Origin of the sequence: Flavobacterium yafengii, from assembly GCF_030010375.1 — a bacterium.
GTDB classification, from domain to species: Bacteria; Bacteroidota; Bacteroidia; order Flavobacteriales; family Flavobacteriaceae; genus Flavobacterium; species Flavobacterium yafengii.
Genome location: NZ_JASCRY010000001.1, coordinates 379,434 through 391,758, shown reverse-complemented (window position 1 = coordinate 391,758; position 12,325 = coordinate 379,434). Strand labels below are relative to the sequence as shown.

Genomic DNA, 12,325 nt, shown 5'->3' with positions numbered 1-12,325 from the left:
TTTTAAGAATTAAAGATCAAATTCATCATCAACGGCTAAGGAATCCACTTTTATTTGTGTTGAATCTTGCACTTTGAATTTGATAAAAGATTTTGCAGGTCCTGAAATCAATATTGGTAAGGACTTGTAAATAGTGTCTTCAGGAGTCAAAAGCCCTCTTCGAAACATAATATTCGTTAGAAAAGATTCTTGTTTTACAGCAAAATCTTTCAACATCCCTTGATCGTTGAACTGGTACATGAATTTCTTGGGACTTGGAATAATTCGGGCGAGATACAAGCATTCGTTCAGCGATAATTCCGAAGGTGTTTTTTGGAAGTAAAACTGACTTGCTTCGCCAATTCCATATACATTTGGACCCCATTCGATAATATTAAAATATACTTCGAGCATGCGTTCTTTGCTCACAATCCGGTTATTTTCCAGAATATAAACCAATAAAATTTCTTCCAGTTTTCGAGATGCTGTTTTCTCCCGACTCAGAAAAGCATTTTTTACTAGTTGCATGCTGATGGTACTGGCACCGCGGGAGAATTTTTTGGTTCTTATGTTTTTGACTATGGATTGTTTGAATGCTTCGCTGATAAAACCCCGATGCGAAAAGAAAGAAGGATCCTCAGTTGTTAAAACCGACTTTCTTAAATACGGTGAAATTTGGTCTAAAGGCGTATAATTTGGATTGGCTACGCCAACTAAAACCGGTCGCTGCAACACATTTTTTATAAGGGCTCGATATACAAATTCGCCATTGAGTTTGTTGAGATTGGCTTCGCCGTATTTTGTGATTTTTAGATTTTCTTTTTTCAATTTACTGTCAAAAACCAGCTGATTGGGTTTGTTTTGGTTGAACGCAAAATCCAATTTGTAATCAAAAGTACCGCTTGCTTCCATTCCTTGAAAGTGGGTGAATAAACCGTCAGGTAGCGAGGAGATAAAGTCCTGCGCTTTCATTTTTGGGATAGTAACTTTGAGTTTGTAAATCGTATCTTTCTCCGTTTCGTAAGCCACGGAAGGATGAAATTTTATTTTATTCAACTGAACCGTGGAGGTGCTGTCAATAGAAATAAAATCAGAGCCTAGTAAGAATCGGTAATCAAATTTGGCATTTTTAAGAATAACATCTTTACTGGCAATTTTCGGATGGTTGAGTTTTAAATTGGCAATAGCCATAAAGCCATCAATATGCAATTCGTCACCGTCTTTATCAATGTTTTGAATGTTCAATCTAATAGAGTCAAAACTCGATTTCAGGTTGAAACGTTCGTCTAAATACGGCATTTTGATTGCGCCAGTATCAATATTGACGAAACGAATATCCGCTTTTTTATTTCTTGGATCGGCAAATCCTTTGATTCTCCATCGTTGTGAAATCGTATTGGTTTGAACTTGAATAGATGTTTCGAGTTGTTTATTGACCAATCGCAGTTTTTGGAAATTGATAGTTGCTTTTTTTCCGTTATCATTGAGTCGAAAAGAAAGATTGTCCAAGATCATATCCGTAGGGACTAAATTCAGTGCTTTTGAGATTATTCTGTAGGCAAACTGGGCGTAATCTCTTTTCTCGTCGCTTATTTCCGTTTGGTTGTCTTTTTTTAGAAAAGCATCAAAATTCCTCAGTTTTCCTTTTTTTACTAACTGGACAAAACCGTTCTGGACTTCTAAAGTTCCAAGTTGAACATCTCCCGTTATGAGATGCCATAAATTGACGCTGGTTTTTAGTTTTTGGATTTTAAAAAGCGTGTCTCTGTTTTTTGGAACCAGTATTATTTCGGTAAGATCCAAACCCGATAATCCGTCAAAAGAAGCTTTTTTTATCGTAAAAGAGCTGTTGTAATCCACTTCCATTTCATTGGAAACTTTTGCTATTGTTTGTTGTAAAACGGCATCTCGAAATATATAAAAAGCAATAATTAAAGTGACAAATAATACAAAAAGTATTTTTGCTGCTAGAATTAGTTTTTGTTTTCCGGTTTTCATAAATAGTTTAATGAGTAATATAATCTAAAATACAATGCGCTTGGAATCTCGGCCATAAAGAAAAGGAAAATATTACTAAAGGAAAGATTTTTATGGTTTTCTTTAGCATTTTGATTGGGGAAAATGATTTTTTTAAATAAAAAAACTACAACCTGCAAAGCGTTGTAGTTTCTAAATTATTGTATAGCAGCTAAATTTGCTTTAGGGTTTTGGTTCTTTATACTCAAAAGGGTTATAAAAACGTCTTACTTTTTCCACAATCTGGTTTAAGGTCATTTTATCTGCTGTTTCTACGGCTTTTAGTTTTCCGGGTTCAATTAAATGATCCGTCATTAATTTTTGTTCCAGTTTAGTTTTGGTTTGCGCCGGACCAAAAACAATAAGTTCATCCGATTTTTTGACATAAGACAGCACTGATTTTATAAAATAATCCAGCTCTTGTTTTTTTCGGTCGTCAAATTTTTTGTCGCTATTGCCATGATGAACTCCTGAGAAAGTTCCTTTATTACCTTCGTCATTATGATGTACGCTGTTTTCAACCTCAGAATCTATTTCGGTAATTTTTTCTGTATCACCATCAAGAGCAACAATTATTGCTTTTGAGGAGTCTATCCAAATGCCAGTTTGTCTTTTCATGTCTTTGATATTTTAAATTAAAATAGATTGTTTTTTGCTGTTTTTATTGCAACAGAATCGTGCTTAGTTGACTTATTAAGACGTGTTCTGATTTATTTTTTCCTAAAAATGAAGAAGCTATAGCGTTGGCAGTTTTTAGAATTAAGGCGTTAATTTCCGGAGTGAACAAATGTGGGTGTTCTGCTCTGAAAATTTTAAAGTCGGGAAACACTTGTTCTAATTCCCATTCATTGGCGACAAGCCAGTCAAAAACAATTTCGATTTCATAAGCGGTATCGTCGCCAAATTCATTAAAACTGTTTTCCAGCGGAAGCCATTCGGTCTTTATTATTTGTTTCAGTTTGTTGATTTCTTCTGTACGAATGGTTTTGTCTATGGCCGCAATAGAATAGAACACTTTGCCTAAGTGTTCGTATAAATGAGTCATAGTTTGGTGTGATGGTTTCATTATTTTTTTCGTAAAACATTGTTAAACATAAAGTTACGAAAAATAATGAGTTTTCTTCCTGATTTGTTATTTTTATTTTAAATAAGAAATAGTTAAAGGAAGTCAAGGAAGTAAAAAAAGTGCTATTTAGTTTTTGCATCCAGAAAAGACAGCAGATTGTCTGTTTCCAGTTTTTGATTGGCGTATTTTAATTGGAGTTCAGAGCTTTCGCCCATTCTTTTGTAGTATTCCAACGCTTTTTTTGCAAAGAAGCGATTGTGAAAATCAGAAAGCTCCGGAATTTGAGGGAATTTTTTATGAAAAAGCATTTCGTAATAGGCTTGCCATTCCCTTTCGTTCTTATCTTCAATCAAGTTTTCTTTCGTTTTTTGACTCACGTGAATCATTTCATGCGCCAGAAGATTGAGCATTAATCCCAGCGGATATTCGAATGTGTTTTCGGGAATTCGGATGATTTGGGGTTCGCCTAAAACGCCTTCGGTGGTCATCAGGATAAATTCCGGTTTGGCTTTTTCTCTTAATTCGAAGCCTTTAAAATTTGGATCTTCTAAACCATATTCTTGTATTAGAAATTGGGCAGCGGCAATGGTTTCTCCAAGTTCATGAAAGGTATTGATGATTTGTAAGTGATCCTTAAAAGGTTTCATTTTTTATTTTGTTTTTAAAATCATCCAAACAACTCACTCGCCACATCTTCAATTTTCGCGACCAATCGAATGTTGATTCCGGTATTTTTCAACGCAATTTTATTGTATTTGGATACAAAAATGGTCGAAAAACCTAATTTCTCCGCTTCCTGAATACGCTGGTCCACGCGGTTTACCGGACGTATTTCACCTGAAAGACCCACTTCGCCGGCAAAGCAAAAATCTTTATTGACTGCAATATCTTCATTCGAGGATAAAATGGCGGCTACAACCGCTAAATCTATCGCGGGATCATCTACTGAAATTCCTCCCGTTACGTTCAGGAAAACGTCTTTGGCGCCAAGCCTGAAACCGGCTCTTTTCTCTAAAACGGCCAGAATCATATTGAGTCTTTTGGCATTATAACCCGTGGTGCTGCGTTGCGGTGTTCCGTAAACTGCGGTGCTTACCAATGCTTGGATTTCAATCATCAACGGGCGCATGCCTTCTAATGTGGAGGCAATTGCAGTTCCGGATAATTCTTCATCTTTATGCGAAATCAATATTTCGGATGGATTCGAAACTTCTCGTAATCCATTACCTAACATTTCATAAATACCAATTTCAGCAGTGGAACCAAAACGGTTTTTTAGCGAACGCAAAATGCGGTATACGTGATTTCTGTCGCCTTCAAACTGTAAAACCGTGTCCACCATGTGTTCCAGGATTTTTGGTCCTGCAATGTTTCCGTCTTTGGTAATATGACCAATAAGAATTACGGGAATATTGGTTTCTTTGGCAAATTTGATCAGTTCGGCGGTAGTTTCCCGTATTTGAGAAATACTGCCGGGAGTGGATTCAATATAGTCCGTATGCAAGGTTTGAATGGAATCGATAATCACGATTTCCGGTTCAATAGCTTCAATTTGCTTGAAGATATTTTGTGTTTTGGTTTCGGTAAGAATATAGCAATTGTCGCCGCTGGGCGTGATTCTTTCAGCACGCATTTTTATTTGTTTCTGACTTTCTTCGCCCGAAACATATAAAGTTTTATACGGTAATTTTAAGGATATTTGAAGTAAAAGCGTGCTTTTTCCAATGCCGGGTTCACCGCCTAAAAGAATCAGGGAACCAGGAACTATTCCACCACCTAATACGCGATTAAGCTCCGTGTCAGTCGTATCCATTCGGATTTCTTGTGCCGAATCAATTTCGTCTATTCGTAACGGTTTTGGTGCTTTACTGCTGGAAGTAGTTTCGCTTTTCCAAGCTGTTTTTTCTTGTTTTTGGATGATTTCTTCCGCAATGGTATTCCATTCTTTACAGGAATTGCATTGTCCTTGCCATTTTGCATATTGTGCGCCACAGTTTTGGCAAAAAAAAGTTGTTTTTACTTTAGACATTATTTTTTTGGTGTTTGACTTATCATATCATCGTATTTTTCCATCATCATATTTTTTGTAAGATCGCCAATTTCCTCTAATTGAGAAGCACTTTGATAGCGTTTTGCCGCTTTTTTCGGGTCGCCCATTTTTTCATACATTAAACCCAATTCATAATCGGCAAGCATTGATTTTGGATAATTTTTATTGGCAATCTCAGCTAATTTATCCAATTCAGGATAGGCTTTGTTTTTTAGAATTGCCGCTTCAATTGCTTTGAAATCGTTGACACGAATAGGTATTTTTAAACCTAAACTTTTGGATAAAACAGCATATTTATTGGTCAAATAATCCACATAACCGGATTGTAGCACAGCGATTTTCTCCGTATATTCTGTAGATGAAATGGGTTTATAGGCATCGAAAAATTGATATAAGGCATTTGGAATCGAATACAGCACGAGCGAATAATGTGACGCACCCTTAAAATTATCGAACTTGTAATTCAATGCGGGATTAGTAACCTGTTTTATGTTTTCGTCCAGTTTTTTTATAGACTCCTGAATTTTTTTTATGTCGCCATCTCCATTGGATTGATAATAAAAAACAGGTTGTTTTAAATTTGAAAGTTTTTCTGGAATGCGGTTTTCCATTTCAGGTGCCAGTTCCGGACTCAATGAAATATATCCATTGAATAAAGGGTTGTCTTTGTACAGAAAAAAGTTTAGAAATCCTGCTGTAGTGTCGTGTCCTGCAATAATTCGGAATGGTGCAACGGGATATTTTTTCTCTATATAAGGAAGTAATTCGGCGCCAATAAACTCGAAGAATTTTGCGCCTTTTCCTGAAGGAACTCCATCTGCTTCATCATAAGTGCTGTCGTCAATGCGTTCGTTATTTTTGTTTTGGCTTATGCCAACGACGATCATTTCAGGTAAATCATCCCAATAGGCACCATAGTTCAAAGCGCCGTAAAATGGGTCAAATAAATAATCGCCATCGAGTAATATAAGTATCGGATACTTTTTATTTGGATTTTTTTCGAAAGAAGGCGGTAAGCCAATCGTGATTTCCCGGCTTTCGCCCAAAGCATTTGAATCGAATGGTATTGTAGTTTTTTGTGAAAATGTTGTAATAGAGAAAAACAAGAATAGTAGTAGTTGTTTCATAATTTGGAGCGTTTAGAAATTAAAATACATCTAAATAAGACAGCAATATAATACTTTATTTACTTTTATTTAAAAACAAGAAAAGTTAAAGCGCCAGAAATGCACTTGCTTTTTAGGGAAATAAATAGGATTTAGTGAGTTGAAATTACAGTCAACAAAAAACAACTGAATATCTGATTTTGAGTTGTAAAATCAGATATTCAGTAGCCTGTAGAATTAAATACTTTTACTTTGAGTGATAAAAAAAGAGTTTGTCTTTTTTAAAAGTATATTATCTCTGAAGAATTAAGTCAAAGAATTGTCATTTTCGTTAGGAAAAATAATCCAGGGTTTGAAGGTTTTGGCTTCTTCAAATTCTAGGATAGCATAAGAAATAATGATAATAATATCATCTTTTTGTACTTTTCTGGCTGCTGGACCATTTAAGGTTATGATACCTGAGTTTTTTTCGCCTTTGATGGCGTAGGTGTCAAAGCGTTCCCCATTGTTGATATTTACAATGAATACTCTTTCTCCTTCAATGATATTAGAGGCTTCCAGTAAAGCTTCGTCTATGGTAATGCTTCCGATATAATTTAAATCGGCTCCAGTTACTTTTACTCGGTGTATTTTTGATTTTACGACTTGAATTTGCATGCTACAAAAGTAAATTAATTTAATGAAATGGTGTCAATCAATCGAATATTATTGACAAGTACCGCAATGAAAGCACGGTATTTTTTATTTTTATTTTTTCGGGTACAAGGTAAAAGTGTTGCTTCATCAGCAATTACGAAATATTCTAATGTGAAGCGCGTGTTCTTGTTGAATGATTTTTGAACCCATTCTGAAATAGTTGTAGTACTATTGCTTGCAAATTTTTCTTTTACCGCGGTTAGTGTTTTGTAAATAATTGCCGCTTCGTCTCTTTCCTCTGTTGATAAGCGTTCGTTTCTGGAGCTCATGGCAAGATTGTTAGCCTCTCTATAAATAGGACAACCAATTACGTTTACTTGTAAGTGGTTTTTGGCTACCATTTTTTTTACAATTTGTAATTGTTGAAAATCTTTTTCACCAAAATACGCGTTTGCAGGTTCCACTATTTCAAAAAGACGTTTTACAATCGTGCCTACGCCATTGAAATGTCCGGGTCTGAATTTGCCTTCCATTTGATTTTCTAATCCATCAAAATCGAAAGATTGAGAAAGTGGTTTTCCGTCATAAATGTCTTCAACAGATGGGGCGTATAGAATTATATTTGGATTTAAAGCAGTAAGTTTTTTTACGTCTTCTTCTAATGTTCTTGGGTATTTCGCTAAGTCTTCAAGATTGTTAAATTGTGTTGGATTTACAAAAATACTCACAACAGTATTTGCATTCTCCAGTAATGATTTTTGCATTAATGCCAAATGACCTTGATGTAAAGCACCCATCGTAGGAACAAATCCAATAGTGGATTGGACGGTTTTTATAGATTTCAAATAGTCGATTAAAGATGCTTTTCCGTAGAAAATATGCATGGCAGTATTATTAAAATTAAATGCAAACTTACTATTTTAGTTAATAACTGCATAAAATTTTGTAATTTTGCATGGTTTTTATTGCCAATAAATTAAGTAAATTACAATATGAAAGATAAGAGGATATTATATGTATCATCTGAAGTGGTTCCTTATCTCGCTGAAAATGAGGTTTCTTTAATGTCTTACGACGTGCCGAAAATGATTAACGATCAAGGTGGGCAGATAAGAATTTTTATGCCAAGGTATGGAAATATTAACGAGAGAAGACACCAATTGCACGAAGTAATTAGACTTTCGGGGATGAATTTGGTAGTGAACGACTTGGATATGCCTTTGATTATAAAAGTGGCTTCCATACCAAAAGAAAGAATACAAGTTTACTTTATTGATAATGATGAGTATTTCAAAAGGAAAGCCACATTTGCTGATGAAGAAGGTGTGATGTATCCTGATAATGACGAACGTGCCATTTTCTTTGCAAAAGGAGTTGTTGAAACTGTAAAAAAACTCAATTGGGTTCCTGATATTATTCACGTTCACGGATGGATGGCTGCTATGTTACCCATTTATATGAAGCATTTTTACAAAAATGAAGCATTGTTTTCAGAGACAAAGATTGTTACTTCGGTTTACAGTCAGTCTTTTGATGGTACTTTAGATGTAGAGATGATTAATAAAGTGAAATTTGACGGTATTCCTGATGAGGCAATTGTTGATCTGGAAGTTCCGGACTATGAAAACATCATTAAGGCTACCATTAAGCATTCGGATGCGGTGATTATTGCATCAGAAAACCTGTCTCCAAGTTTAACAAAATATATAGAATCTTCAGGAAAACCTTTTTTACCTTTCGCACCGAAAGATGCATTCGCGGAAGCGTATACTAATTTCTATAGAAACGAGGTTCTTTAAATTAAACTTTTTTATTAAATATGTACAATAATTCTTTTTTTAAGAAAATTCTGGTAGTTGCGAGTGTTGTTTTTTTATATTCTTGTGATAAAGATTATAATGAAATTGGAGGTGATTTAATTGGTGAGAACAATTTTGATCTCAAAAAAGAAACGTACGATGTTTTAGCTTACAATCAAAAAACAGGGCCTATTCAGTCTAATGATCTTGTGGTGAATCCTTTGGGTGTTTATAACAACTCAAATTTTGGTGAGACGACAGCCAATTTTGGTACTCAATTGACTTTGCCTGTAACCATAACAACAATCAGTACAAGACCATATATTGAAAGTGTAGTTTTGACAATCCCATATTATTATGATGCGTCAAAAACGGTTACAAAAGCGGATGGTAGTCATGAATATGTACTAGATTCTATATATGGAGCTGATAAGGCCGAAATGAAACTAAGTGTTTATGAATCGGGTTATTATATGAGAGATGCAGATCCTATTGGTGGATTTCTACAGCCCCAAAAATATTTTACAAATCAAAATGCTGAATTTGATAATGTTAAAAAACCAAATCGTTTAAATGATGATTCCAATTTGGCTCAAAACGATAAATTTTTCTTTGATCCAGCAGAGCATGTTGTGACTGCAACAGATTCAATTACAAAAGTAGTTACGACTACAAGAACTCCTCCGGGAATGCAATTGAATTTGAATAAGGGTTATTTTAAAACTAGAATAATTGATGCTGTAGCGTCTGGAAAATTGGCTACAAATGATGTTTTCAAAGAGTACTTCAGAGGACTTTATTTTAAAATGGAAAAATCAGGAAGTAGTGCTGGAAATTTAGCAATGTTGAATTTTAAAGCAGGAAAAATTACTTTAAAATATAATGAAGATTTGTCTACAACAACTGCTGGTGTGACTACAATTACACGAGTTAAAAAAACCATAGTGCTAGACATGACCGGAAATTCCGTGAGTTTGTTGAATACTGATTTTGCAGGTAGTGGACTCGCTTATAATGCTTTGCCAAATACAGGAAATACAACCGAGGGTGATGATAAATTGTATCTAAAAGGCGGTGAAGGATCCGTTGCTGTGATTAGTCTTTTTAATACTCCAGGGCAGTTAGAAGCGATTAGAAATAGTGGATGGTTGATTAATGAGGCCAATTTGGTTTTCCATATTGATGCAGCTACTATGGCTAATAATTATGAGCCACAAAGAATTTATTTGTATGATTTTAATAATAACCGACCTATAGTTGATTACTATGCGGACCCAACAACAAATAGTGTCAATGCTAAAAAATCAAAAGCCATTTTCGATGGTAACATAAATGTAGATGCTACTAGTAAAAGAGGAGTTACATATAAAATTAGGGTTACAAATCAAATTATAAATCTTGTTAAATATAAAGATTCAACTAATGTTAAATTGGGCTTGGTGGTTACAGAAGATATTGCAACAATCGCTTCTCATAAGTTAAGAACCCCAAATGCTTTTATCACTGGAGCGCCAAAAGCATCAGTTATGAATCCTTTAGGAACTATTTTGTTCGGTGGAAAATCAACTGTTCCAAATGATAAAAGATTGAAACTTGAAATTTATTATACAAAACCTAATTAAAGAAAGACTATGTGTGGAATCGTTGGATACATTGGTTATAGAGAAGCTTATCCTATTGTAATAAAAGGATTAAAGAGACTCGAATACAGAGGTTATGACAGTGCTGGTGTGATGCTGTATGATGGTGAAGAGCTAAAACTTTGTAAAACAAAAGGAAAGGTTTCGGATCTTGAAAAGAAAGCTTCTAAGGCAATTACAACAAACGGAACTATAGGAATAGGGCATACGCGTTGGGCAACTCATGGTGTTCCAAATGACGTGAATTCTCATCCTCATCTTTCTAATTCAGGTGATTTGGCAATAATTCATAATGGAATTATTGAAAATTACGCTCCTTTAAAAGAAGAATTAATAAAACGTGGGTATGTTTTTCATTCGGATACTGATACTGAGGTATTGGTAAATCTTATTGAAGAGGTGCAAAAAAAAGAGAATTTAAAATTAGGAAAAGCAGTTCAGGTTGCCTTGAATCAAGTAGTGGGAGCTTATGCAATTGCTGTTTTTGACAAAAAAAACCCAAACGAAATTGTTGCTGCCAGATTAGGAAGTCCATTAGCAATTGGAGTAGGAGAGGGAGAGTATTTCATTGCTTCGGATGCTTCGCCTTTTATTGAATATACTTCTAACGCAATCTATCTTGAAGATGGCGAAATGGCAAATATTAGATTGCATAAAGCCATGAAAATTAGAAAAATTAAAGATGATTCTTTAGTTGACCCTTATATTCAGGAGCTTCAAATGAACTTAGAGCAAATTGAAAAAGGTGGTTACGATCATTTTATGCTTAAGGAAATTTACGAGCAACCAAATGTTATAAAAGATACGTATCGCGGAAGACTTCATGCCAATGAAGGTATTATTCAAATGGCAGGAGTTGAGGATAATTTAGAAAAATTTCTAAATGCTGATAGAATTATCATTGTGGCTTGCGGAACTTCGTGGCATGCTGGTTTAGTTGCAGAATATATTTTTGAGGAATTTGCACGTATTTCTGTTGAAGTGGAATATGCTTCAGAATTTAGATATAGAAATCCAATAATAAACAGTAAAGATGTAGTGATTGCAATCTCGCAATCTGGAGAAACGGCGGATACTATGGCGGCAATAAAGCTAGCTAAAGAACATGGAGCATTTGTGTTTGGTGTTTGTAATGTAGTAGGTTCTTCTATTTCTAGGGAAACACATGCTGGAGCTTATACACATGCTGGACCTGAAATAGGTGTGGCATCGACTAAAGCTTTTACTACGCAAATTACTGTGTTGACAATGATAGCTTTGCGTTTGGCTAAAGCCAAAGGAACATTGTCAAATTCTGCTTTTCATGCCTATTTGCAAGAATTAGAAATTATTCCTGAAAAGGTAAAAGAAGCTTTGGAAACAAATGAAAAAGCAAAAGAAATTGCTTCTGTTTTTAAAGATGCCCCTAATTGCCTTTATTTAGGAAGAGGGTATAATTTTCCTGTAGCTCTTGAAGGTGCTTTGAAGCTTAAAGAGATATCTTATATTCATGCTGAAGGATATCCTGCGGCTGAAATGAAACATGGACCAATTGCATTAATTGACGAACAGATGCCAGTGGTTGTTATTGCTCCAAAGCAAGGACATTACGATAAAATTGTAAGTAACATTCAGGAAATTAAATCCAGAAGCGGGAAAATTATTGCCGTAGTAACTAAAGGTGATACACAAGTGCGTGAATTAGCGGATTATGTTATTGAAATCCCTGAAACATCAGATGCTTTATCACCATTGATTACTACAATTCCATTACAGCTTTTATCGTATCACATTGCTGTTATGCGTGGTTGTAATGTTGATCAGCCTCGTAATTTAGCAAAATCTGTAACAGTAGAATAAATTTATTTACAAAACAGTTTTACATTATACTATTTTAAACTAAGCCTCGTAAGATTTTCTTTCGAGGCTTTTTTTTGAATAAATAATTTTTAGCTCCGTACTTTTTTAAAAGCCTTAAAAGAGTAAAGGAAAGGTTAAATTTTCCCTTGTTTATCACTTTTATCAAATATCTAAAAATTAATAATTTTTTTGTG

General features: G+C 34.7%; 11 protein-coding genes. 3 read left to right on the top strand and 8 right to left on the bottom strand.

The window, feature by feature from the left end; genetic code table 11:
• Positions 1 to 9: 9 nt before the first annotated feature.
• From QLS97_RS01645 to panC, 8 genes are all read right to left on the bottom strand, one after another.
• The gene (locus QLS97_RS01645; RefSeq protein ID WP_282713948.1) at positions 10 to 1,977 is read right to left on the bottom strand and encodes a transglycosylase domain-containing protein; all 1,968 of its coding nucleotides are present in this window, start codon (positions 1,975 to 1,977) and stop codon (positions 10 to 12) included.
• A gap of 201 nt (positions 1,978 to 2,178) precedes the next feature.
• Positions 2,179 to 2,613 carry a hypothetical protein gene (locus tag QLS97_RS01640; RefSeq protein WP_091172364.1) on the bottom strand — a complete coding sequence of 145 codons (435 nt, stop codon included), beginning with the start codon at positions 2,611 to 2,613 and terminating at the stop codon, positions 2,179 to 2,181.
• 43 nt (positions 2,614 to 2,656) lie between these two features.
• Positions 2,657 to 3,061: a hypothetical protein gene (locus tag QLS97_RS01635; protein WP_282713946.1), complete on the bottom strand. Its 405-nt coding sequence runs from the start codon at positions 3,059 to 3,061 to the stop codon at positions 2,657 to 2,659.
• A gap of 122 nt (positions 3,062 to 3,183) precedes the next feature.
• Complete coding sequence (locus tag QLS97_RS01630; RefSeq protein ID WP_282713945.1) at positions 3,184 to 3,708, bottom strand: hypothetical protein; 525 nt, start codon at positions 3,706 to 3,708, stop codon at positions 3,184 to 3,186.
• 20 nt (positions 3,709 to 3,728) lie between these two features.
• Positions 3,729 to 5,090 carry a DNA repair protein RadA gene (radA, locus tag QLS97_RS01625; RefSeq protein ID WP_282713944.1) on the bottom strand — a complete coding sequence of 454 codons (1,362 nt, stop codon included), beginning with the start codon at positions 5,088 to 5,090 and terminating at the stop codon, positions 3,729 to 3,731.
• Positions 5,090 to 6,238, bottom strand: a complete 1,149-nt coding sequence (locus QLS97_RS01620; RefSeq protein ID WP_282713943.1) for an alpha/beta hydrolase — start codon at positions 6,236 to 6,238, stop codon at positions 5,090 to 5,092. The genes radA and QLS97_RS01620 overlap by 1 nt, the downstream gene beginning before the upstream one ends.
• A 285-nt stretch (positions 6,239 to 6,523) precedes the next feature.
• Positions 6,524 to 6,874, bottom strand: a complete 351-nt coding sequence (gene panD / locus QLS97_RS01615) for an aspartate 1-decarboxylase (protein WP_131991043.1) — start codon at positions 6,872 to 6,874, stop codon at positions 6,524 to 6,526.
• Between the two features lie 14 nt (positions 6,875 to 6,888).
• On the bottom strand, positions 6,889 to 7,737 hold the full coding sequence (gene panC / locus QLS97_RS01610; protein ID WP_282713942.1) for a pantoate--beta-alanine ligase: 849 nt from the start codon (positions 7,735 to 7,737) through the stop codon (positions 6,889 to 6,891).
• A 108-nt stretch (positions 7,738 to 7,845) separates the two neighbouring features.
• Here panC and QLS97_RS01605 point away from each other — a divergent pair, with 108 nt between their 5' ends.
• From QLS97_RS01605 to glmS, 3 genes are read left to right on the top strand one after another with little or no spacing between them, the layout of a single operon-like run.
• Positions 7,846 to 8,652 carry a glycogen/starch synthase gene (locus QLS97_RS01605; RefSeq protein WP_282713941.1) on the top strand — a complete coding sequence of 269 codons (807 nt, stop codon included), beginning with the start codon at positions 7,846 to 7,848 and terminating at the stop codon, positions 8,650 to 8,652.
• Between the two features lie 20 nt (positions 8,653 to 8,672).
• On the top strand, positions 8,673 to 10,274 hold the full coding sequence (gene bamH / locus QLS97_RS01600; protein WP_282713940.1) for a BamH family beta-barrel-assembly machinery protein: 1,602 nt from the start codon (positions 8,673 to 8,675) through the stop codon (positions 10,272 to 10,274).
• 9 nt (positions 10,275 to 10,283) lie between these two features.
• Positions 10,284 to 12,131: a glutamine--fructose-6-phosphate transaminase (isomerizing) gene (glmS, locus tag QLS97_RS01595; RefSeq protein ID WP_282713937.1), complete on the top strand. Its 1,848-nt coding sequence runs from the start codon at positions 10,284 to 10,286 to the stop codon at positions 12,129 to 12,131.
• The last annotated feature ends 194 nt before the right edge of the window (positions 12,132 to 12,325 follow it).